The following is a 22,853-nucleotide window of genomic DNA, read 5'->3' as shown; positions in this document are numbered from 1 at the left end:
ACACCTCGAAGGGCTGGGCGGCCGCTGGCCCGGGGCCTCGCGGAGGAACGGCGCAAGGCCAAGGGGCCGCCAAGCTATCAGAAATTTGGGCCGGCGCGATACAGGTTGCAGCCGCCAAAAATCGTCAATAACGAATACTTATCAACCACACTTGGGCGTACGGCCGGCCGCGCGGGCCTGTTCGTAGGTCGGCACCAAGGCGCCCGCGCGCGCACCCAATTCGTGGATGCGCGATTGCGGATCGGGGTGGGTCGACAGCCATTGCGGCGGGCGCGAGGTACTCGCCGCGATCATGTTTTGCCACAGGTTCACCGCTTGCCGCGGGTCGTAGCCGGCCTGCGCCATCAGCCGCTGGCCGACCACGTCGGCCTCGGTTTCCTGGGTGCGCGAACCGGGCAGCAGGAACGCGGTCTGCAAGGCCGCGCCGCCGAGCTGGTTGGCGGTGCTGGCCATGCCTTCGCCGTAGCGCGCGCCGACCAGGCTGCCGAGCACGCCCAGGCCGATCTGCGCGCTCATCTGCCGGGTGATGCGTTCGTCGTGATGGCGCGAGACCACATGGCCGATCTCGTGCGCGATCACTGCGGCGAGCTGATCCTGATTGCGCGCGACGGTGAAAATGCCGGTATTCACGCCGACTTTGCCGCCCGGCAGGGCGAAGGCGTTGGGCGAGTCGTCGGCGAACAAGGCCACGTCCCAGTTCGCCTGCCAGCCCTGCGGCAATTGCTGGGTAATCGAATTGACCACGCAGCGCACATAGGCGTTCTGGCGCGCATCGCCGCTCAGGCGTTGCTTGCTCTTGGCGTCGGCGAAGGCCTTGGCGCCCATCTGGTCGAGCTGCTCCTGCGACACCGCGCCGATGCGCTGGGTGCGGCCGGTCGGCGAGGTCGTGGTGGCGCAGGCAGCGACGACGGCGGCGATCGACAGACCGAGCAGGATGCGTTTCATCGAAGATTCCCCGAAGCGATGGACTTTTGTAGCCCTGCCCGGATTAACCGATCGTCAACGGCGGGTTGGATCAGCCGCCGGCCGTCAGCAGGGCCGCACCGGCAATCAGGTTGTTGAGCGCGTGCGCGGCGTACGCGGCCCACAGGCTGCCGGTTTGCCGGTAAACCCAGGCGAAAACGGCGCCCATGAAGGCATACACGGCCCACAACAACAGCATGCCCAGGCCGTGGCTGGCGCCCAGACCGGGCGGCTCGTGGACCAGGGCGAAGGCGATCGAACTCAGCGCCAGGCCGAGTCCGGGCCGGCCGGCGGCCCACAATCGGCCGAACAGCACACGCCGGAACAGCAGTTCTTCGTAGGCCGGCGCGATCAGGGTAGCGAACAGCAGCAACAGCCAGGGATGGTTGCGGATCGCCGCGCCGAGCACGGCGTTGCTGGGCCGCATTTCGATCTGCAACGACTGTGCCGTCAGACCCATTAGTGCGCTGAAACCGACGCTGGCGATCACCGCCAACGCGACCCAGCTGTAGGTCCAGGGATTGCGCCAGGCCTGCAGCGAGGCGCGGCGTTCGGCGCGGCTGGCGGGGCGGCGCAGGGCATAGACCAGCAGCGCGGCCAGGCCGGTGGCGAGCAGGCTGAGCACGATCATCGCGCCGGGTCCGGGCATGGCCCGGTCGGCCGGAACGCCCTGCAGGCCTAAGACGAAAGTCCAAGCCACGCCGCCAAGCAGGGCAAAGGCCAGCAGGGCCGCGATCGCCAAAAACAGGTCGATCGCGAAGCCGCCGAGCCCGGCGAGCAGGCTCGGCCGGACCGGATCGGCCGACGCGGGCGCGCCAGCCACGGGCTCAGACGTCGAGATTGGCCACCTTGAGCGCGTTGTCCTCGATGAACTCGCGGCGCGGTTCGACCACGTCGCCCATCAAGGTGCTGAAGATCTGGTCCGCGGCGACCGCGTCCTCGATCCGCACCTGCAGCAGGCGGCGGGTTTCCGGATTGACCGTGGTGTCCCACAGCTGCTCGGGATTCATCTCGCCCAGGCCCTTGAAGCGCTGGATCTGGCGGCCCTTCTTGGCTTCGTCGAGCAGCCAGGTCTGGGCGCCGGCGAAGCTGGCCACCGCCTGGGCGCGGTTGCCGCGCAGGATCTGCGCGCCGTCGCGCACCAGGCCGTTCAACATCGACGCCGCTTCGCGCAGCGCGCGCAGCTCGCCGCCTTCGAACGCGGCCAGCGGCAGCACCTGCTTGAGCTGCTGGCCCATGTGGTCGCGGACGATGATCAGCGCGCCCTGGCGGTTCTCGTCGCCGGCGTGCAGCTGCAGCGCATAGCGCGGCTTGCCCAGGCCGCTCTCGTTGAGCTGCTTTTCGATCCGGTCCAGGGTCTCGCGGCTGGGGTTGTGCGCCGAATCGATCGGCGGCGCGTCGATCAGCGCCTGCAGCACATTGGAGTCGTAGCGGTGCGCGCTGCGCACGATCGCCTCGCGCGCGCCGGCGTAGGCCAGCAGCAGCTTCTCCAGCTGCGCGCCCTCGATCGGCGGCTCGCCCGCGGCCGGGATCAGTGCCGCGCCTTCGACCGCGTTGCCGGCCAGGTACTGGTCCAGCGCCGCGTCGTCCTTGAGGTAGATCTCGTTCTTGCCCTGCTTGATCTTGTACAGCGGCGGCAGGCCGATGTAGATGTGGCCGCGCTCGATCAGCTCCGGCATCTGCCGGTAGAAGAAGGTCAGCAGCAGGGTGCGGATGTGCGAGCCGTCGACGTCGGCGTCGGTCATCAGGATGATGCGGTGGTAGCGCAGCTTGTCCGGGTTGTACTCGTCCTTGCCGATGCCGGTGCCGAGCGCAGTGATCAGGGTGCCGACTTCGGCGCTGCCGAGCATGCGGTCGAAACGGGCGCGCTCGACGTTGAGGATCTTGCCCTTGAGCGGCAGGATCGCCTGGGTCTTGCGGTTGCGGCCCTGCTTGGCCGAGCCGCCTGCGGAGTCGCCCTCGACGATGAACAGTTCGCTGAGCGCCGGATCCTTCTCCTGGCAGTCGGCGAGCTTGCCGGGCAGGCCGGCGATGTCCAGCGCGCCCTTGCGGCGGGTCAGGTCGCGCGCCTTGCGCGCGGCCTCGCGGGCGCGCGCGGCGTCGATGATCTTGCCGGTGATGGCGCGGGCTTCGTTGGGGTGTTCCTGGAGGAACTCCTCCAAACGTGCGCCGAACGTGTTCTCAACGACCGGGCGGACCTCGGAACTGACCAGCTTTTCCTTGGTCTGCGAGGAGAAGCTCGGGTCCGGCACCTTGACCGACAGCACCGCGATCATGCCTTCGCGCATGTCGTCGCCGGACAGGGCGATCTTGGCCTGCTTGGCCAGGCCGCTCTGCTCGATGTAGTTGGTCAGGGTGCGGGTGAGGGCGGCGCGGAAGCCGATCAGGTGGGTGCCGCCGTCCTTCTGTGGGATGTTGTTGGTGAAGCAGAACATCGTTTCCTGGTAGGCGTCGGTCCACTGCAGGGCGACTTCCACCGAGATGCCGTTCATTTCGCCCGACACCGCGATCACGTTCGGGTGCAGCGGGGTCTTCACCTGGGCCAGGTGCTCGACGAAGGAGCGGATGCCGCCCTCGTACTGGAACACGTCGCGGCGGCCTTCGCCGCGCTCGTCGACCAGGGTGATCTTGACGCCCGAGTTGAGGAACGACAGCTCGCGCAGGCGGCGGGCCAGGATGTCGTAGTGGAACTCGACGTCGGTGAAGATCTCCACCGCCGGCTTGAAGCGCAGCAGGGTGCCGCGCTTGGTCGTGGCATCGAGCTGCTTGAGCGGATAGACCGGCTCGCCGAGCGCGTATTCCTGCTGGTGGTGGTGGCCGTCTTTCCAGATGTCCAGCCACAGCCGTTCGGACAGGGCGTTGACCACCGACACGCCGACGCCGTGCAGGCCGCCGGAGACCTTGTAGCTGTTGTCGTCGAACTTGCCGCCGGCGTGCAGCACGGTGAGGATCACCTCGGCCGCGGATACGCCTTCTTCCTTGTGGATGTCGACCGGGATGCCGCGGCCGTTGTCGTAGACCGACACCGAGCCGTCGGTGAGCAAGGTCACGACCACGTCGTCGGCATGGCCGGCGAGGGCTTCGTCGATCGCGTTGTCGACGACTTCGAACACCATGTGATGCAGGCCGGTGCCGTCGTGCACGTCGCCGATGTACATGCCCGGCCGCTTGCGCACGGCTTCCAGGCCGCGCAGCACGGTGATCTTGCTGGAGTCGTACGTGGTCGAGGGCGGGGTCGGGATAGTGTCGTCGGTCATTCGCTTCGAGTCGGCTGCAAAGGCTGTCGCTGGCCAGATCGCGGAGCGGCGCCCGGCCAGACATTAGCTATTGGGATCCAGCGGAAATTATAGCACCTCGCGCCCCCTCCCCTCTGGGCCCCCAGCCCCGCGCCGGACGACGGCCTCTCAGCGCGTCTCAGGCGCGAGCAGGGCGCCCACGTCGACCACGTCCACGTCGTGCATCCGGCCCAGGTAGGCGTCCAGATAGGGCTTGTGCGAGGCGCCGACGATGTTCAGCACGCGCACGCCGGGGCGGTTGCCGAAGGCTTCGCGCAGGTTCGCCGCCATGCGCAGATTGCGCGCTTCCCACCAGGCCACGTACTGGCGGCCGTAGCGCTCGGCCGAAGGATCGCGCAGCGCGGCGCCGAAGTCCGAGGCGATCCCGCCCTGCTGGGCTTCGCCGCCGTTGAGGAAACGGTACAGGCCGATCAGGTCGGCGCGGTCGAGGAAGGCCTGCTCGCGTTCGACGTAGGGATAGGGCGAGCCCTGGCGGACCGCGCCGATCGCGGCCTGGAACCCCGGCCCCATGTCGGCGAACAGCCGGTCGGCGCTGTGGTCGTCGACCGCGTAGACACGCTGCAGGCCCAGGCGCGCCGCCAGGGCGGCTCCGACGGTGAAGTTCTCGTTGCGTGCGGTGCCGGCGAGTTTCTCCAGCTGCGCCGCCAACGCCGCGTCCAGGCCGTCGCCGGCGCGGCGTTCGGCCGCCGGCAGCTGCAGCCATTGGGTCAGGGCCGAGGCGCGCTCGCCCGCGGCCAACAGCACGGCGGCCAGTCCGCGGCGCTGGGCCGGGGTCGGGCGGGCCGGCCAGGCGGCGTAGCGGCGACGCATCTCGGCGATCGCGGCGGGGACCTCCAGTCCGGTGGCCCGGCGCGCGGCCTCGGTATCGGGGCAATAGGTGTCGTCGGCACCGTCGAACAGCGTCCGATGCCGGCGCAGGTGGTCGCAGCCCTCGCCGGACACGGCTTCGACCGCGATGACCTGAGGATCGAAGGCCGCCAGGCGATCGAGCAGCGGCTGCAGGGGCTGAAGGTCGAAGTCCTTGGGCAGGGCGCTGAGGTGGATGCTGCCGAGCACCGCGACCTGGGTGCGCGGGCCGGCCGTGGCCCGGCTGAGCGCATCGAGGTCGGCCTGGGCCAGGGCCGGGGCGGCGCAGGAGGCCAGGCAGCAGGCGAACAACAGCGAACGGAGCGATGGCATGGCCTCATCCCTGATTGGCGGTCTCAGGGAGATGCGTGCCGGAACTGGACGGTTTAGAGGCGGCGCCCCCGCGGGAGTGCGCCGTTCCACGTGGAACATCGCGAACCGGTCGAGCCGGCCCGGTTTCACGGATCTGCGTGGATCATTCCGGTCGCAAGGTTCCATGTTCCACGTGGAACCGAGCAACCGCGACCTCCATCTCGGCCAAGGCCGGCGGCGGCTCGGTGCCGGTGATGAAGACCTGGGCGCGGCTGGCGATCAGGCGCTCGAGCACCCTCCGCTGGTGTCGGCGGTCCAGCTCCGAAGCCAGATCGTCGAGCGCGATGACCGGCCACTCGCCCAGGGCCTGGGCGTGCTGCTCGGCCTGGGCCAGCAGGGCGATCAGCGCGACCAGCTTGGCTTGCCCGCGCGACAGGGCTTCGCGCCCGGGAATCGCGCCGTAGCCGATGCGCCAGTCGGCGCGATGCGGGCCGACCGAGGTAAATCCCTGCTGTTGGTCGCGTTCGCGCGCCAGCAGCAAGGCATCGGCCAGCGGAAACTCGTCGCGGCGCCAACCCGGCAGGTAGTCCAGGCGGATCGCGCCCAATCCGGGGGCCAGTTCGGCCGCCAGGGCAGTGAACCGCGGCTGCAGCTCCTCCAGATAATGCTGGCGGCGTCGGCTCAGCGGTTCGCCGGCCTCGGCCAGCTCGTGGTCCCAGGCATCCAGCTGGCCGTCGCGGGTCCGGGCCTTGAGCAGGGCGTTGCGTTGCTTCAGCGCCCGGGTATAACGGCGCCACAGCGGAGTGAAGTCTGGTTCCACGTGGAACAAGCCCCAATCCAAGTAGCGCCGGCGGATTTCGCCGGGTCCGGTGATCAGGGCGTGGCTGCCGGGCTCGAAGCTGACCACGGCCAAGGCGGCGCAGAGTTCGCCCAGCTGGGACACGCTCTGGCCGTCGAGCCGGCCGACCCAGTCCTGGCCGCTGTGGCGCAGCCCGGCCTTGCGCCGCGGCTCGCGCCGGCTTTCCTGCCATTCGACGAACACTTCCAGGGCCGGATCGCCGGCGCGGATCAGCCCGTCGCGGACCCGCCCGCGGAAGCTGCGGCCGTAGGCCATCAGGTGCAGGGCTTCGAGCAGGCTGGTCTTGCCCGCGCCGTTCTCGCCCGTGATCAGGTTGATCCCAGGCGCCGGCGACAGGCTCACTTCGGCGAAGCGGCGCAAGCCGCGGGCGTCCAGGCGGGTCACATGCATCGGGAAATGATGGCAGATCGGGCCCGGGGCGGAAGAGGCCCCTGGCGGCGTTGCGGCGAAGCGCCCAGGTCGGCATGGGGCTTGGGAGGGCGTTCGAAAGAGCGGGAACGGCAGCCTAAGTGCTTGTTCGGCTTGGCTATACCGCTGATCGAGAGATACGGGAGGAATCGCGCGTGCTGCCCGGGCCTTGAGTTGACTGCACGTCCCGGGTCGCGGCTAGCTCCGCTCCTACCCCTGAAAGCAAAGCCCCACCGTTGCCGCTGCCGCTGCCGTGAAGAGCTTGGCGCAGCAGCAAACTCGCGAGAAGACCCTGAAGCCCCGGAGGGCGACCCGCATGGATGCGGGTCGTGCGCAGCCAGGCCAGGGATGGCCTGTGCGGAGCAGCCCCGCGAAAACTCCGCCCCATAGTGGCTCTTGATTCGAAACAGCCATGGCGTTTTCTTTGGTTACTTTCTTTGTCGCCTTGGACAAAGAAAGTGACCCGGCCGCTTGCGGACGGAAGCTCTGCTTTGAGCTTTTAAGCCTTCGAACACAGGCGCCGCGAGGCCGCAGCAGCGCGGTCGCGGCTTGCGCCGCTCCTACAGGCGATGGTTTCGGGCTTCGATCGATGGCGGAGGCGTTGATTCCTCTGCGCGTCCCTTGGCAGAAACGAAAACGCCCGGCACAGGGCCAGGCGTTTCGTGTTCCACGTGGAACCGGATGAATCCGGCTCCGGTCGGCCTGCGGGTCAGAGCCGCAGCGGCATGACCACGTGGCGGCAGCGCTCGTTCGAGGCTTCGCGCACCAGCGCCGAGGAGTTGGCGTCGCGCAGGGCCAGCACGACGTGCTCGTCGCGCAGGGCGCTGAGGGCGTCGAGCAGGTAGTTGACGTTGAAGCCCACCGCCAGGTCGTCGACCTTGGTGTCGGCTTCGACTTCTTCCTGCGCTTCTTCCTGCTCCGGGTTGTGCGCGCTGATCTTGAGCTGGCCCGGCGACACTTCGATGCGCACGCCGCGGTACTTCTCGTTCGACAGGATCGCCGCGCGCTGCAGCGAAGCGCGCAGGGTTTCGCGCTCGATCCGCACTTCCCGGTCGGCGCCGATCGGGATCACCGCTTCGTAATCGGGGAAACGGCCGTCGATCAGCTTGCTGGTGAAGGTGACATCGTCGCGCTTGACCCGGATGTGGCCGCGGCCCATTTCCAGCTCCAGCTCGCGTTCGCCGCCTTCCAGCAGGCGCTGCAGTTCCTGCACGCCCTTGCGCGGGACGATGATCTGGCGCTTGGTCTGCGAGCCGCCTTCGAACGCGGCTTCGCACAGCGCCAGGCGGTGGCCGTCGGTGGCCACGCAGCGCAGGCTGGCTTCGCGCAGGTCGAACAACAAGCCGTTGAGGTAGTAGCGCACGTCCTGCTGGGCCATCGCGAACGCGGTGCGTTCGATCAGCTCCTTCAATGCCGCTTCGGGCACGCGCACGCGTTCGGTGGCTTCGACTTCGTCGATCGACGGGAAGTCGTTGGCCGGCAGGCTGGCCAGGGTGAAGCGCGAACGCCCGGCCTGCACGGTGATCTTCTCGGCGGTCTGACTGACGGTGACCTTACTGCCGTCGGGCAGGGCGCGAATGATCTCGAACAGCTTGCGCGCCGGGATCGTGGTTTCGCCGTCCTTTGCGTCGTCGACCGCGACGCGGGAAATCATCTCGACTTCCAGGTCGGTACCGGTCAGCGACAGCTGGCCGCCGTTGACCTGGACGAGCAGGTTGGCGAGGACCGGCAAGGTCTGCCGGCGTTCGACGACATTGACCACCTGGGCCAACGGCTTGAGAAAGACTTCGCGTTGCAGGCTGAAACGCATGCGGACCCCTTGGCCGTCTGTGGGACTAAGCCCAAAACAAAAGAGATGTATAAATCAAAAGCTTGGTGGTGATGGAGCAGCGAAAATCACTGGAAAACCAAATTAACCATTTGATTCATAAGAGCTTTTCGTTACCCAGAACCCTGTTGGAAGCGGCCTGGGGAAGACGGTAGAAGCTGTGGATAAAAAATGGGCGGATCGCCCGCTTCTTATTTATCCACAGCTTGTACGAACATCATCCCCGTACTTATGCCTTTCGCGACAACCACTTAGCCGGTACCTTGTGTCCATCGGCGCTGCGGCGGGGCCGATCAGGGCTCCGACGCAGTCACCGGGACCGAAGCGTGGCCCGCGAACCGGATCGCTCGAACCGGGCCAGCGCAGCCACGAGGCGCGCAAGCCCTGGAACGGCGAACCGGCGAGGCGGAACCGGCCGATCCGACATCATGCACAGCGGTACTGCAGCAGCGGTCTTGCGATCTCCTCGGATGAGCGCGAACCGCAGCGCGGTCGAACTCACTCGCTGAGCTTGCGGATCAGCTTGTCCCAATCCTCGCGCAGCTTGCCGTCGGTTTCCATCAAGGTGCGGATCTGCCGGCAGGCGTGCAGCACGGTGGTGTGGTCGCGGCCCGCAAAGGCGTCGCCGATTTCCGGCAGCGAGTGCTCGGTCAGCTCCTTGGTCAGCGCCATGGCGACCTGGCGCGGCCGGGCCAGCGAACGCGTCCGCCGTTTCGACAACAAGTCCTTGATCTGTAGGCCGTAGTAGTCTGCCACGGTCTTCTGGATGTTGGGGATGCCGATCGCCTGCTGCTGCGCCCGCAGCAGGTCGCGCAGGGTTTCCTGGGCGAATTCGACGGTGACGGCGCGGCCGGTGAAGTTGGCCCGGGCGGTCAGGGTGTTGAGCGCGCCTTCCAGGTCGCGCACGTTCGAACGCATCTTCTTGGCCAGCAGGAAGGCGACTTCCTCGGGAATCGCGGCGCCGCGTTCCTTGGCCTTGGAGATCACGATCTGGGCGCGGGTCTCGAAGTCCGGCGGCTCGATCGCCACCGACAGGCCCCAGGCCAGGCGCGACTTCAGCCGCGGCTCCAGGCCTTCGACCTCGCGCGGATAGCGGTCGCAGGTCAGGATGATCTGCTGCTTGCCGTCGAACAGCGCATTGAAGGTGTGGAAGAACTCTTCCTGGGTGCGGTCCTTGCCGGCGAAGAACTGGATGTCGTCGATCAGCAGCGCGTCGACGCGCTGGAACTGGCGCTTGAACGCATCCATGGTCTTGTCCTGCAGCGCCTTCATCATCGCGCTGAAGAACTGTTCCGAACGCAGGTACATCACCCGCATCGCCGGATTGGCGTCGCGCATGGCGTTGCCGGCGGCGAACATCAGATGGGTCTTGCCCAGGCCGGTGCCGCCGTACAGCAGCAGCGGGTTGTGCGCGCGCTCGCCGGGCTTTTGCGCCGCCTGCCAGGCGGCGGCGCGGCCGAGCTGGTTGCTGCGGCCTTCGACGAAGTTGTCGAAGGTGTAATGCGTGTCCAGATTGCCCTGGAAGGGTTCGACCGGCGCGCTGGCGACCGGACGCGGCGCGACGGCGCCGCTCGACGCCAGCTCGGCCGGCGGCGCGATCGGCGCCACCCGCGGCAACGAACCGATTTCCAGGCTGACCTCGCCGCTGCCGGCGAAGTACGACAGCAGCTCGCGGATCCGCGCCAGGTAGCGCTCGCGCACGTGTTCGACCACGAAGGCGTTGGGCGCGTACAGCACGGTCACGTCGTCGCGGCGCGTGGCCTGCAGGGGCTTCAACCAGGTATGTACGTCCTCGACCGGAAATTCGGCTTCGAGGCGTTCGAGGCAGCGGGGCCAGGCTTCCATCTGTAATGCGTCTTCTTATGCGTGTAACTGACTCGGTCGGCCGGCCTGGCGGCGCAGCAGACGAAAGCGGCCGTGCGCACGATGCGGACATCGCGCCTGACAAGGCCGGGGGGTCGGTCAGACTACCATCGCGACCGGGTCCGGAACAGGACTAATCCACAGGTTCATGCACAGGCAGCCGGCCCCGCCCGCTGGTGCCTGCGTAAACACCAAGCCAAACAAAGGCTTGACCCGCCCCCGGAGCACCCCTAGAATTCGCGGTCCTCTCGCCGTCAATCTTGTAGAGCCGATCATGGCCACCAAGCGCACCTACCAGCCCAGCAACCTCAAGCGCAAGCGCGACCACGGTTTCCGTGCCCGCATGGCGACCGCCGACGGCCGCAAGGTTCTCGCCCGTCGTCGTGCCAAGGGCCGCAAGCGTCTCTGCGCCTAAGCCGTTTCAGCCGTCTGCGCCGATCGCAACGATCCGGCGCGGTGCGGCCTGAGCGTCTGCGATGAATTCGACCCGCTTCCCGCGCACCGCGCGGGTACGCGCGCGTTCGGACTTCGACCGAATCTTCAAGCATGGCCGGCGCGTGGCGCTGCCCGTGCTCGCTTTGCATTTCCAGGCCGACCCGGCCGTGCCGGCGCGCCTGGGCCTGGCGGTCTCGCGCAAGGTCGATCCGCACGCGGTCGGCCGTAACCGCATCAAGCGCGTGCTGCGCGACACGTTCCGCCACCTGCGCGACGAACTCGCTCCGGGCGACTACGTCCTGGTCGCCCGCCCGGGCGCCTCGCGCTGCAGCGGCGAGGAACTCCGCAGCCATTTCCGCAGTCTGCTCAAGCGCGCCGGTGCCTGGCCCGGCCTTGCATTGCCCGCGACTGCCGCGACCGGCACAATGCCGGCCGCTTCCCCTTCCGCCCCCACGCCGGACTCCGGTCTCGGCTGAGCCTGCCTGCTGCCCATGAATCAGACCCGTGCTTTCCTCATCCTCGCCTGGCTGATGGTGGCGACCCTGCTGTGGATGGAATGGGGCAAGGAGAAGTCGGCGCCGCCCGCGCCGCCGCCGGCCGCCCTGGCCCCGGCCAGCAGCGTGCCCGCGGCCGCCAGCGCGGCGACCAGCGCCGCCGGCGTGCCCGGTGCGCCCAACGCCGTGCCGGCCCCGGCCGCCCCTGGCGCCGCGGTCAGCGCCGCGCCGGCCGGCAGCGACGGCCTGGTCACCGTCACCACCGACGTGCTCAAGGTCAACCTGCGCGGCGGCGAGATGAGCGAGGCCGACCTGCTCAAGTACCCGGTGACCTCGGCCAAGGACAGCCCGCCGATGCGGCTGCTGGCCAGCGACTCGACCTTGTATTTCGTCGCCCAGAGCGGCTGGGTCAGTCAGGGCAACCCGGCGCCGACTCACGAGTCGGGGTTCCGCTACGCCGGCACCCAACGCAACCTGGTCATGGCCTCGGGCAGCAACGAGATCGCCGTGCCCTACGTCTGGACCGGCGCCAACGGCGTCAGCATCCAGCGCACCTACACCTTCCGCCGCGGCGACTACGCCGTGCGCGTGCGCGACGAGGTCAGCAACGCCGGCGCCGCGCCGTGGCAGGGCTATGTCTACCGCCAGCTCAGCCGCGTGCCGCGCGAACTGGCCCACAAGGGCCCCTTCAGCCCCGAGCAGTACAGCTTCCAGGGCGCGGCGTGGTACAGCCCGACCGACAAGTACGAGAAGCGCAAGTTCGACAAGTTCGCCGAGGACGGCAAGCTCGACAAGTCGGTCACCGGCGGCTGGATCGCGATGCTCCAGCACCACTTCTTCGCCGCCTGGATTCCGGGCGAGAAGGACGCGGGCCAGTTCTCGCTCGAGCAGCTCAGCGCCGGCGGCGCGCCGCAGTACCTGATCCGCGACCTCGGCCCGGGCGTCAACGTCGCCCCGGGCGCCAAGGCCGCGACCGAAGCGCGCCTGTGGATCGGCCCCAAGCTGGTCAAGCAGATCGAAGCGCAGGGCGTGCAGGGCCTGGACCGCGCGGTCGACTTCAGCAGCTACAGCATCTTCGCCACCCTGGCCAACTGGCTGTTCTGGCTGCTCGACAAGCTGCACGGCCTGTTCGGCAACTGGGGCTGGGCGATCGTCGGCCTGGTGGTGTTGCTGAAGCTGGCGCTGTATCCGCTGTCGGCCGCGCAGTACAAGTCGGCGGCGAAGATGCGCAAGTTCCAGCCGCGCGTAGCCCAGCTCAAGGAGCGCTACGGCGACGACAAGCAGAAGTTCCAGATGGCGCTGATGGAGCTGTACAAGAAGGAGAAGATCAATCCGGTCGGCGGCTGCCTGCCGGTGCTGCCGCAGATCATCATCTTCATGACGCTCTACTGGATGCTGGCCGAGTCGGTCGAGCTGCGCCATGCGCCGTGGTTCGCCTGGATCCAGGACCTGACCGCGCGCGATCCGTTCTTCGTCCTGCCGGTGATCAACATCGCGATCATGTGGACGACGCAGAAGCTGACCCCGATGACCGGCATGGATCCGGCCCAGGCCAAGATGATGCAGTTCATGCCGCTGATCTTCGGCGTGATCCTGGCCTTCCTGCCGGCCGGCCTGGTGCTGTACCAAGTCGCCAACGGCGGCCTGGGCCTGCTGCAGCAGTGGCTGACCACCAAGCGCTACGCCGAGCAACCGGCGGGCAGCGGCAAGGACAAGAGCTGAGTCTTCGCTGCGATCGCAGCCAGACTATCTCCGCAAAGCCCGCCGTCAGGCGGGCTTTGCGTTTGCGCGCAACAAGGATGGTGTAGGAGCGGCGTGAGCCGCGACAACCGCAGCGATCGAATACCACGCCACGATCCGAAGTCCGGGCGGATAGCGTAGTCCGGGCAAGAGCGCTCGCAGGTCCGGGCTTCGGTTGCGACGCTGGCGTACACCGCTGCGGCTGTCGCGGCTCACGCCGCTCCTACAGAGGGAGCGGTCCCTTCACGGCCGCTACCGCCGGACCCCTATCATGTCGCCCATGACCGACGCCCCCGCCCGCGACACCATCGCCGCCGTCGCCACCGCGCCCGGCGCCGGTGGGGTCGGCATCGTCCGCCTGTCCGGACCGCGCGCAAAATCGATCGGCGAGGCGGTCGCGGCGCGCCGGCTGCGGCCGCGCCACGCCCACTACGCCCGCTTCCTCGACGCCGACGGCGCCGTCCTCGACGACGGCATCGCGCTGTATTTCGCCGCGCCGGCCAGCTACACCGGCGAGGACGTGGTCGAGCTGCAAGGCCATGGCGGGCCGGCGGTGCTGGAAGAACTGCTGGCGCGGGTCTGCGCCCTGGGCGCTCGCCGCGCCCGGCCGGGCGAGTTCAGCGAACGCGCCTTCCTCGAAGGCCGGCTCGACCTGGCCCAGGCCGAAGCCGTCGCCGACCTGATCGCCGCCGCCGATGCGCGCGCCGCGCGCGCCGCCCGGCGCGCGCTCGACGGCGAATTCTCGCGCCGGGTGGAAGCCCTGGCCGGCGACCTGCTGGCGATCCGCGTCCACGTCGAGGCGGCGATCGATTTCGCCGACGAACCGCTCGACACCCTCGGCGGCGCGGCATTGCGCCAGCGCTTCGGCGCCGCTTCGTCCGCGTTGGACGCGCTGCTCGCCGCCGCCGAACGCGGCCGGCGCCTGCGCGACGGCCTGCACGCGGTGATCGTCGGCCCGCCCAATGCCGGCAAGAGTTCGCTGTTGAACGCATTGGCCGGCAGCGAGCGCGCCATCGTCACCGACATCGCCGGCACCACCCGCGACCTGCTGCACGAGACGGTCAAGCTCGACGGCGTCGAACTGACCCTGGTCGACACCGCCGGCTTGCGCGAGGGCGGCGACGTCATAGAACGCGAAGGCATGCGCCGCGCGGTCGGCGAACTGCAGCGCGCCGACCTGGCCATCGTCGTGCTCGACGCGCGCGATCCCGACGGCGGCCTGGCCTCGGTCGCCGAGGCCATCGCCCAGGTACCGGCGCGGCTGTACGTCTACAACAAGATCGACCTGATCGAATCCGATTACGCCTCGCCGACCCCGGTCGACATCGGCGGCGAAGACCGGGTGTTCGTGTCCGCGCGCAGCGGCGCCGGCCTGGACGCGCTGCACGCACGGCTGCGCGCGCTGGCCCAGGGCGATGCCGCCGACGCGGCCGACGGTGCGTTCACCGCGCGCGCCCGCCACGTCGACGCCCTGCTGCGCGCGCGCGACGAACTCGACGACGCCCGCGCCCAGCTCGATCACGAGATGCTCGACCTGGCCGCCGAATCGCTGCGTCAGGCCCACGAGGCGCTGGGCGAAATCACCGGCCGGGTGCGCGCCGACGACCTGCTCGGCCACATCTTCTCCAGCTTCTGCATCGGAAAGTAAATAACTCTCTACCGGTGGATTTGGATGTCTACTGAGTACTGGGTGCACATGCACGCCTGGATGAGCGAGAGCAGGCGCTTTTGGCTGAGTGGTCGGAACGTCAGGCCGTACAAGCCGCGCTGGCCGAAGCGCGTGAACGAGTAACCATGCTCGAAGTGGAGCGTCGAGTGCAGAGCGACTCCCGCTAGGATCGCCACGCAGGGATCTGCGCAGCAAAGCGGAGGAACATGGGCGCCGTTGTAAGGCACCGCGCAAGGCAGTACATTCGCAGTACCGCCTCATGGACCGCCGCCATGCCCCGCGCCAAGAACCAGACACTGACTCTTCGCACGACTAGGGAGATCAAGGATCTCCTGCGTATGGCAGCGGAGCGGGAGCATCGCTCGGTCGCGTCGATGGTCGAAATACTGGTGTTGGAGTACGCCCGACAGGCGAAGCTCTCGCCGCCTTCGCAGAAGAAGGCGGCGACCTGACGCATGAAGATCATCAGAAATGTCGGCGCTGAGCGAGTCATCGATCTTGTCCGCACCGGGATGCTGTCCGGTCACCATCTGGATGCTGTCACCCCCGCACTGTCCCTGTTCGCCTTCGCGGAGCTGATGACGGAGGCAGCTCGGCTAGAAAAGGCCAGGCTATTGCTCCCCCATGAGGGCGCCGACCTCGCGCCTCTGGGGTCTGAGGGCGATCGAGCCTCCAGGAATCAACTGCAGACGCGATGGCTGGCGAAGCGCTTCTCTGAGTGGCTGGCGGCCAAGGCGGAGGTCCGGCGCGCCGTCGGTGGTGTTCCTCAGGCGGCCCTGGTACTGCGGGACGCTCAAGCCCATCCCCGACAAGTCGTGCTGGGGTCGTTCGCGCTCAGCACCGAAGGCCTCGGTACCACGCCAGGCAATCCGCTCAGCCTGATCCAGGCGTCGGAGACGCCGGAGGAGAGCCAGCACCTCAGCCAGTGGTTCGACGTGCAGTGGGCAGCTCTCCAAGCTCAACCCGAAGCCAAGCAACGCCTCATCGATTCCTTTGCGTCGCTGGCGGCCCATCAGGATCCAGCCTCAGTCTACGCCTTGATCCTGCACCAGCTCTTCTCGGAGCAGGGTGAGCAGATGGACGAGGAACGCATCATCAAATCGGCCACCGGAATCCGCAACACGGTGATCTGGAAGAAGCTTTTCAAGTTTCAGCGTGACGGCGTAGTGGGCGCGATCGACAAGCTGGAACGGTTCGGCGGCTGCATCATCGCCGACAGCGTCGGTCTTGGTAAGACGTTCGAGGCGCTCGCGGTCATCAAGTATCACGAGCTGCGCAACGACCGGGTCCTGGTGCTGTGTCCCAAACGTCTGCGCGACAACTGGACGCTCTACAAGGGCAACGACCGCCGCAACGTCCTCGCCGCCGACCGTCTCAACTACGACGTACTCAACCACACCGACCTGTCCCGGGACCGCGGTCTGTCAGGCGACATCAACCTGTCGCACGTGAACTGGGGCAATTACGACCTGGTTGTTATCGATGAGTCGCACAACTTTCGCAACAAGAGCACGCGTAAAGAGCGGGAGTCCCGCTATCACCGCCTGATGCGCCAGATCATCCGCGAGGGTGTGAAGACGCGTGTGCTGATGCTGTCAGCCACTCCGGTCAACAACCGGTTGGCCGACCTGCGCAACCAGATTGCCTTCGCTACTGAAGGCGACGACCTAGCCATGGTCGAGCACGGCATCGCCAGCATCGAGGCCACCACCCGCAAGGCCCAGACTCAGTTCAATCGCTGGCTTGACCTCGAAGATGCAGCCCGCACGCCCTCGTGCCTGATCGAGATGTTGGGATTCGACTACTTCACGCTGCTCGACCACCTCACCATCGCCCGGTCGCGCAAGCACATCGAAAAGTACTACGGCACCACCGAGACCGGCCGCTTCCCGAAGCGTCTCAAGCCGATCAATATCAAACCCGATGTCGATCGGGCTGGCGAGTTCCGTTCAATCCGCGAGATCAACGACGAGATCCGGCGACTGAAACTGGCCGCCTATGCGCCCCTGCGCTATGTGTTGCCCCACAAGCAGGCAGTCTACGACGAGAAGTACAGCACCCAGGTCCGCGGTGGCGAAGGCTTCTTCCGTCAGGCCGACCGTGAAGAGAGCCTGATCCACCTTCTGCGGGTGAACGTGCTCAAGCGCATGGAAAGCGCAGTGTCGTCTTTCAGCCTGACCGTCGAGCGCCAGCTGAAGGATGTCGAAGCCACCTTGGACCGCATCGAAGCAAAATCCGGCGAGATCGAGGAAATCGACATCGCCAACGTCGACATCGACGATCCTGCGTTCGAGAGCCTGCTGGTCGGCAAGCGCATCAAGGTGCTGCTGGGCGATGTGGACCTGATCCGCTGGCGCCAAGATCTGATCGAGGATCGCAATCGTCTTTCGACATTGCTGTCTGCGGCACGGCAGGTTGATGCCGGCCGTGACGCCAAGCTAAAGGCACTGCGCGAAACCATCTCGCAAAAGTGCCAGCGCCCGAGCAACCCAGGCAACCGCAAGGTCATTGTCTTCACCGCCTTCGCCGATACCGCTTACTATCTCTACGAGAATCTGGCGCTGTGGGCCAAGGAGACATTGGGCATCGACACCGCCTTGGTCACGGGGTCGGGTCGCAACCAGGCTACCTTGCCGCGACTGAGCAAGGACCTTGGCGCCATCCTCACCGCATTCTCCCCGCGCTCGAAGGAGCGACCGAAGGACATGGCGGCGGAAGGCGAGTTGGACCTGCTGATCGCCACCGATTGCATATCCGAGGGTCAGAACCTTCAGGACTGCGACTGGCTGATCAACTACGACATCCATTGGAACCCGGTGCGGATCATCCAGCGCTTCGGTCGTATCGACCGTATCGGCTCGCCGAACGAGCAGATCCAGCTGGTTAACTTCTGGCCGAACATGGAGCTGGACGAGTACATCAACCTCGAACAGCGCGTCAGCGGCAAGATGGTGCTGCTGGACATCTCTGCCACTGGTGAGGAAAACCTGATCCAAACTGATTCAGGCGATCCAATGAACGACCTGGAGTATCGCCGCAAGCAGCTGCTCAAGCTGCAGGATGCGGTGATCGACATGGAGGACCTGTCCAGTGGCGTGTCGATTACGGATCTGACCCTGACTGACTTCCGCATCGACCTGGCTGAGTACCTGAAGGCACATCCAGGCAAGCTCGAAAGCCTGCCGCTGGGCACCATGGCGGTTACAACCAGCAACGATGCAGACATCCCCGCCGGCATCGTCTTCTGCCTCCGCGCGGAGGGGGCAAGCGCCGCAAAGGCCATCGACCCTGGTTACCCGTTGGCGCCGCATTATCTGGTGCACGTGGGCGACGACGGCGCAATGCTGCTGCCCCATACGCAGGCCAAGCGGATCCTCGATCGGCTCAAGCGGCTGGCCTTGGGACGCGACCTTCCCGACGCAGCCGCCTGTGCCCGCTTCGACAGGCAGACTCGCGACGGTGAAGACATGAAAGCTGCTCAGCAGCTGCTGGCTGCGGCGGTCGCGTCAGTCGTCGGCAAGAGCGAGGAGCGTGCCGTCGCCAGTCTGTTCACGCCTGGTGGAACCCACGCGATTCGAGGCGAGTTCGCGGGCAGTGGCGATTTTGAAGTCGTCGCCTATCTGGCCGTTCTTCCCGGAACCAGCACGTGACGGTCGAGGCGGTGATCGCAGCCCTAAACCTGCCGGCGGGTGCCCGGGTCGATCAGCGCGTCCCAAAAAAACTGCTGCTGGAGAACGGCGCTCCCACCGCGGTCGACAAGCGACTGATCAACGATGGCATCGAAGAGATCCGCTGGTTGGCCGCACTGAAACCAGCGACCTGTGGCGTGCCCGAGTTCAGGGACGAAACTCGGGAGTACGTGGAGATCGCGGTACTTCACATCGTGCTGCAAGGGAGGGCCAAGGCAGTTCGCCTGATAGAGCTGATGCACCGCGCTGTCCCGTATCCAGTGCTGTTGCTAATTGACCATAGCGGCAGGGTCGGACTGTCGCTGGCGCACAAACGCAATGCCCTCAACGAAGTCGACAGGGTTGTCTTGGACGGCGAGCCTTCAGTCGTGACCATGCAACCCTCCGACAGGGAGATCCAGGCAGCCTTCCTGCAAGCTATGGACATGGCCCGCCAGCCTCGCGCCACGCTGTACGCGCTCTACCAGGGCTGGCTGGACACCGGGCTCGCGCTGCAGGCAGCTGTGATTACGGGCGCCTTCAATCAGCTGGACTCTGCCGAACTGGTCGCGGCACGTCGCCAGGCGCTGCATGCCTGCATCACCCTTCAAGAGCGGATCAACGCGCTGCGCGTCGCTGCCTCGAAGGCGTCTCAGATGGCGACACAGGTGGAGATCAATATCGAACTTCGCCGATTTCTGGATGAACTCTCCTCAGCCCGTTCAGGACTGTAAACCAACTCATAAGGACGTGCCGCGTGCCGACCAACGCATCCCAAAGTCTTGAGTTCCCAACCCGCCACCTGTCGATTCGCGTGCCTTGGCACGACTCGGGGTGGCAGGGGACGGTCTGCCGCGCACCTCGCCTAAATGGTGCTTGCGCCAAGCTCAAAGGCATCGCCACCAGCAAGCAGGACGAGTTGGAAGCGCCTCTGGCCGGCATGAGCCTCGAAGCACTGGAACACGGCCAGTGGCCACCATGTGTGAACGAACGCGCAGCTTTCATGGCGCCGTTCGAGTTGGAGATATTCAAGCAGCATGCGCTGGCCAACGTCGACAAGGAGCACTACGGCCATTTCTTGCCGACTGCGCAACGCTACCCGGCGTACTCCGCTGGCGTGGTCCCCTTTCGTTGGATGATGAAGGAGAACATGAGGCCGCGGGGCGACCTATACGACCTGGACGTGGAAGAGGATCGCGAGCCGGAACTTAAGTACGACTCTCCCTGGATTCATGAGGGCTCAAACCAGGGGGCACTCCTAGAAGCCTTTGCTGCACACGTCCAGCCTGAAAAGTCTCTTTGCTTGTTCTATGCCAAGCATGTGCCGTTCGTGGAGGGAACCGGCCGCATCCTGATCGGCGCAGGACGGGTCAAGGCCATGGCGCCACTGACCGAATACCAGCGCAAGGAAGAAGGGATGCGCGGCATGGTCTGGGAGCGCCCGATCCAGCATTCCATACGCCCCAACGGCAAGGACGGATTCCTGATGCCGTATCAGGAGCTGCTCCAGCGCGCTGAGGCGGAACCGGGTCTTGAGCTGGAACGCTATACCGCTCAGGCACCGAACGAACACTGGGAGGAATTTTCCTACGCGAGCGAACTCGTCACGCATGACGGTGCCATCGCCGGGCTGTTGGCGATGGATTCGGCCTTGTCGGCCATGCAGGACGACCTCGGCATGGACACCGAGTGGCAGCGGCAGTGGATTCGCGATGAGCTGGTGCGCCTGTGGAAAGTTCGCGGTCCATATCCAGGTTTGGGTGCGGTGTTGTCCGCATTCGGACTGACGCGCGGGATATTCGTGGCGCACGCCTTGCAGCAGATGGCGGGCGAGAACGCCGACCCATGGCCGGTCCTTGACAGGACGTTTGCCGAATCCGGCGCGGGACTCCCACAGGAACTGAGGCGGGACTTCAAGGAGCTGGCTCCCACCTGGAAGAAGCTGAGCAGCGAGCGTCGCGCTTTTCTGAAGTTGCTGAGCCGATTCGAGCTCTCTGCAGAACAAGCCGACGTATTGTACGAAGAGGCCGCGCGCAGGAAGGCCGGGTGGCAAGTCAGCGATCGAGCAATTCTGCAGAATCCGTATCAACTCTTTGAGATCACCCGACACGACCCTGATGGAATCCACTTGCTCGCGGTGGATCGCGGCGTGTTCCCTGACGATGTCGTGCGTCTCCAGCATCCTCTGGATCCGCCGTCCCAGCTCGACTCGCCACTCGACTTGCGCCGAATCAGAGCGTTCTGCATCGATGCTTTGGAGTCCGCGGCCAGCACCGGAAACACCTTGCTGCTGAAGGATCAGCTGGTGGAGGCCGTGCGTCGCTACTCGGTTCGGCCGAGCTGCCCGGTTACCGGTGACATCTTGTCCGCGCGAGCTAGCGAGATGGGGCCAGATATCGTCCCAATCGCCGCGGGCGATACGGAGGCATTTCAGCTCGATCGCTACCGTGACATCTCGGCGCTTGTGCAGAAGCAGGTCATTGGTCGCATAGGCGGCCAGCGTCACGCAGTGACGCAGGATTGGCGAGGCCTGCTGGATGGAAAGTTCGGCGCCACTACCGATGCAGAGGAGTCGCGTGCCCGTCAGGAAAAGGCAGCGGCCCTCGCCGAACTGGCCGAGGCCCGATTCTCTGTGCTGGCGGGTCCTGCTGGCGCAGGCAAGACCACGGTGCTGGGCCTGCTATGCGCGCAATCTCAGGTCGTGGCCGATGGTTTGCTCTTGCTGGCGCCCACCGGCAAGGCTCGGGTTCGGATGCAGGAGCTGGCCGGCGGTGGCGGCGCTAAGGCCTTCACCATCGCCCAGTTTCTAAACCAGCACGGTCGTTATGACGGCAAGGCCGGTCGTTACGTCATGAGCGATGGCCCCAAGGCCACCGGCTACGGCACGGTCATTGTTGACGAGTCGTCGATGCTGACCGAGGACATGCTCGGAGCGTTGTTCGATGCCCTGCAAGGTGTAAAGCGTTTTGTCTTTGTCGGCGATCCGGCGCAGCTCCCACCCATTGGGGCCGGCCGGCCGTTCGTCGACATCATCGCCAAACTGCGTCCAGGCGACTACGAGTCGAAGTTCCCACGGGTTTCTCCAGGCTATGCCGAGCTGACCATTGAGCGCCGGCAAGTAGGTGTGGAACGAGCCGATCTGCGGCTGGCCCGCTGGTTCAGCGCAACGCCGCCTGGCGCAGGCGAGGACGATGTGTTCTCCGCAGGCGACAACGAACACGACACCATCCGCTTCGTCGAATGGCACACCTCTGAGGATTTCCAGGCCCGTCTCATCGATGTGTTGGTGGACGAACTCCAACTCGACGGGCCGGAAGACATCCGAGGCTTCAACATCGCCATGGGCGCAACGGCCACAGCGGAGTACGACTACTTCAACGCCACCAAATCCGGCAAGGCCGGTGCAGTTGAAGCGGTAGAGGCTTGGCAAATTCTGAGTCCACTGCGTGGCATGCCCTTCGGTGTCGGAGACATCAATCGGCAGATCCACGCCAGATTCCGCAAGACGTTCCTGGACTTGGCGACTCGGCCCTGGCGCTCGATACCAAAACCGTTCGGCGCGGAGCGTGTGGTGTACGGCGACAAGGTGATCAATATCGCCAACCACAAACGTGCAGGGAAGCGGGTATACCCAGAGCCGGGCGCGCTGGGCTACCTGGCAAACGGCGAAATTGGCGTCACCGTGGGACAGTGGAAGACGCGCGGAAACCCCAAGATCCTGCATGCGGAATTCTCCTCGCAGCCTGGCTACACCTACAGCTTTTTCAACTCTGACTTTGCCGACGAAGGCGCCGCCGCGCTGGAGCTCGCCTACGCACTGACGGTGCACAAGTCCCAGGGCAGCCAGTTCAAGCTGGTGATCCTAGTGCTGCCAGAAGGGCACCCGATTCTATCCCGCGAGCTGATCTACACCGCCTTGACCCGGCACCAGGACCGAGTCGTGGTGATGCACCAAGGTCCGCGCAGCCAACTCAAGGACTTCACAGGCGCGCACCGTTCAGAAACGGCGCGGCGCCAGACCGCTCTGCTGCAGGCGTGTCGAATGCAGGAGTTTCCCCAGGCCAAGGGCAGCATCTTCCTGCAGGAGGGCTTGGTTCACCGGACCAGCACCGGCCTGGCCGTCCGTTCCAAGTCCGAGTTGGTCATCTTCGAGGCGTTGCGTCATGCCGGCATAACCCCCGCGTACGAGAAGCCGCTGACCCTCGGCGGAGAAACCCGTTATCCGGACTTCACCATTGATGATGAGATATCCGGACGCCTGATCTATTGGGAGCACCTGGGCATGCTCGAACGCGATGACTACCGACGCGGATGGGAGAAGAAGCTGGCCTGGTATCGCCGCAATGGCATCGTGCCGGCGGAAGAGGGCATCGGTCCTGCAGGTGTGCTGGTCACTTCCACGGAAAGTAGTCAAACAGGCTTCGACCTCGTCCAGGTCCAACGCCTCATTCGCGAGCATCTGCAATGACAGG

At 66.1% G+C, this 22,853-nt stretch carries 15 protein-coding genes; 8 read left to right on the top strand and 7 right to left on the bottom strand.

What is annotated here, in order from left to right:
* Window positions 1–141 precede the first annotated feature (141 nt).
* The 7 genes from K4L06_RS06815 to dnaA all read right to left on the bottom strand — a co-directional run bounded on the left by K4L06_RS06815 (window position 142) and on the right by dnaA (window position 10,357).
* Window positions 142–945 carry a M48 family metallopeptidase gene (locus tag K4L06_RS06815; RefSeq protein WP_221670683.1) on the bottom strand — a complete coding sequence of 268 codons (804 nt, stop codon included), beginning with the start codon at window positions 943–945 and terminating at the stop codon, window positions 142–144.
* Window positions 946–1,015: 70 nt separating this feature from the next.
* Window positions 1,016–1,786, bottom strand: coding sequence for a CPBP family intramembrane glutamic endopeptidase (locus tag K4L06_RS06810; RefSeq protein WP_343225735.1), 771 nt, complete (start codon window positions 1,784–1,786; stop codon window positions 1,016–1,018).
* Window positions 1,787–1,790: 4 nt separating this feature from the next.
* Window positions 1,791–4,220, bottom strand: a complete 2,430-nt coding sequence (gene gyrB, locus K4L06_RS06805; protein WP_221670682.1) for a DNA topoisomerase (ATP-hydrolyzing) subunit B — start codon at window positions 4,218–4,220, stop codon at window positions 1,791–1,793.
* A gap of 147 nt (window positions 4,221–4,367) precedes the next feature.
* A complete protein-coding gene (locus tag K4L06_RS06800; RefSeq protein WP_221670681.1) occupies window positions 4,368–5,438 on the bottom strand; it encodes a DUF5694 domain-containing protein in 1,071 nt (356 codons plus the stop codon).
* 142 nt (window positions 5,439–5,580) lie between these two features.
* Window positions 5,581–6,666, bottom strand: coding sequence for a DNA replication/repair protein RecF (gene recF / locus K4L06_RS06795; protein ID WP_221670680.1), 1,086 nt, complete (start codon window positions 6,664–6,666; stop codon window positions 5,581–5,583).
* A 727-nt stretch (window positions 6,667–7,393) separates the two neighbouring features.
* Window positions 7,394–8,494 (bottom strand): DNA polymerase III subunit beta, encoded by a 1,101-nt coding sequence (dnaN, locus tag K4L06_RS06790; protein WP_221670679.1) that lies wholly within the window; start codon window positions 8,492–8,494, stop codon window positions 7,394–7,396.
* Between the two features lie 516 nt (window positions 8,495–9,010).
* Window positions 9,011–10,357 carry a chromosomal replication initiator protein DnaA gene (gene dnaA, locus K4L06_RS06785; protein WP_221670678.1) on the bottom strand — a complete coding sequence of 449 codons (1,347 nt, stop codon included), beginning with the start codon at window positions 10,355–10,357 and terminating at the stop codon, window positions 9,011–9,013.
* 292 nt (window positions 10,358–10,649) lie between these two features.
* On the opposite strand from dnaA, the gene rpmH reads away from it, so the two are divergent.
* From rpmH to K4L06_RS22775, 8 genes are all read left to right on the top strand, one after another.
* Complete coding sequence (gene rpmH, locus K4L06_RS06780) at window positions 10,650–10,790, top strand: 50S ribosomal protein L34 (RefSeq protein ID WP_036139660.1); 141 nt, start codon at window positions 10,650–10,652, stop codon at window positions 10,788–10,790.
* Between the two features lie 61 nt (window positions 10,791–10,851).
* The gene (gene rnpA, locus K4L06_RS06775) at window positions 10,852–11,286 is read left to right on the top strand and encodes a ribonuclease P protein component (protein WP_221670677.1); all 435 of its coding nucleotides are present in this window, start codon (window positions 10,852–10,854) and stop codon (window positions 11,284–11,286) included.
* Window positions 11,287–11,301: 15 nt separating this feature from the next.
* Window positions 11,302–13,026 (top strand): membrane protein insertase YidC, encoded by a 1,725-nt coding sequence (yidC, locus tag K4L06_RS06770; RefSeq protein WP_221670676.1) that lies wholly within the window; start codon window positions 11,302–11,304, stop codon window positions 13,024–13,026.
* A 298-nt stretch (window positions 13,027–13,324) separates the two neighbouring features.
* Window positions 13,325–14,692: a tRNA uridine-5-carboxymethylaminomethyl(34) synthesis GTPase MnmE gene (mnmE, locus tag K4L06_RS06765; protein ID WP_221673544.1), complete on the top strand. Its 1,368-nt coding sequence runs from the start codon at window positions 13,325–13,327 to the stop codon at window positions 14,690–14,692.
* Between the two features lie 293 nt (window positions 14,693–14,985).
* Window positions 14,986–15,165, top strand: a complete 180-nt coding sequence (locus K4L06_RS06760) for a hypothetical protein (RefSeq protein WP_221670675.1) — start codon at window positions 14,986–14,988, stop codon at window positions 15,163–15,165.
* Window positions 15,166–15,168: 3 nt separating this feature from the next.
* Window positions 15,169–18,363 carry a helicase-related protein gene (locus K4L06_RS06755; protein WP_221670674.1) on the top strand — a complete coding sequence of 1,065 codons (3,195 nt, stop codon included), beginning with the start codon at window positions 15,169–15,171 and terminating at the stop codon, window positions 18,361–18,363.
* Window positions 18,360–19,115: a DUF4391 domain-containing protein gene (locus K4L06_RS06750; protein WP_221670673.1), complete on the top strand. Its 756-nt coding sequence runs from the start codon at window positions 18,360–18,362 to the stop codon at window positions 19,113–19,115. The genes K4L06_RS06755 and K4L06_RS06750 overlap by 4 nt, the downstream gene beginning before the upstream one ends.
* A 23-nt stretch (window positions 19,116–19,138) precedes the next feature.
* Window positions 19,139–22,849, top strand: coding sequence for an AAA family ATPase (locus K4L06_RS22775; protein ID WP_221670672.1), 3,711 nt, complete (start codon window positions 19,139–19,141; stop codon window positions 22,847–22,849).
* The last annotated feature ends 4 nt before the right edge of the window (window positions 22,850–22,853 follow it).

This window comes from Lysobacter sp. BMK333-48F3 (genome assembly GCF_019733395.1).
Lineage (GTDB): Bacteria > Pseudomonadota > Gammaproteobacteria > Xanthomonadales > Xanthomonadaceae > Lysobacter.
This window is presented reverse-complemented; position numbering and strand designations above follow the sequence as displayed.

Excerpts from the sequence above, each read along its gene's own strand:
- K4L06_RS06815 (WP_221670683.1), bottom strand. The coding sequence starts at position 945 with ATGAAACGCATCCTGCTCGGTCTGTCGATCGCCGCCGTCGTCGCTGCC.
- gyrB (WP_221670682.1), bottom strand. The coding sequence starts at position 4,220 with ATGACCGACGACACTATCCCGACCCCGCCCTCGACCACGTACGACTCC.
- K4L06_RS06800 (WP_221670681.1), bottom strand. The coding sequence starts at position 5,438 with ATGCCATCGCTCCGTTCGCTGTTGTTCGCCTGCTGCCTGGCCTCCTGC.
- recF (WP_221670680.1), bottom strand. The coding sequence starts at position 6,666 with ATGCATGTGACCCGCCTGGACGCCCGCGGCTTGCGCCGCTTCGCCGAA.
- dnaN (WP_221670679.1), bottom strand. The coding sequence starts at position 8,494 with ATGCGTTTCAGCCTGCAACGCGAAGTCTTTCTCAAGCCGTTGGCCCAG.
- dnaA (WP_221670678.1), bottom strand. The coding sequence starts at position 10,357 with ATGGAAGCCTGGCCCCGCTGCCTCGAACGCCTCGAAGCCGAATTTCCG.
- rpmH (WP_036139660.1), top strand. The coding sequence starts at position 10,650 with ATGGCCACCAAGCGCACCTACCAGCCCAGCAACCTCAAGCGCAAGCGC.
- rnpA (WP_221670677.1), top strand. The coding sequence starts at position 10,852 with ATGAATTCGACCCGCTTCCCGCGCACCGCGCGGGTACGCGCGCGTTCG.
- yidC (WP_221670676.1), top strand. The coding sequence starts at position 11,302 with ATGAATCAGACCCGTGCTTTCCTCATCCTCGCCTGGCTGATGGTGGCG.
- mnmE (WP_221673544.1), top strand. The coding sequence starts at position 13,325 with ATGACCGACGCCCCCGCCCGCGACACCATCGCCGCCGTCGCCACCGCG.
- K4L06_RS06760 (WP_221670675.1), top strand. The coding sequence starts at position 14,986 with ATGCCCCGCGCCAAGAACCAGACACTGACTCTTCGCACGACTAGGGAG.
- K4L06_RS06755 (WP_221670674.1), top strand. The coding sequence starts at position 15,169 with ATGAAGATCATCAGAAATGTCGGCGCTGAGCGAGTCATCGATCTTGTC.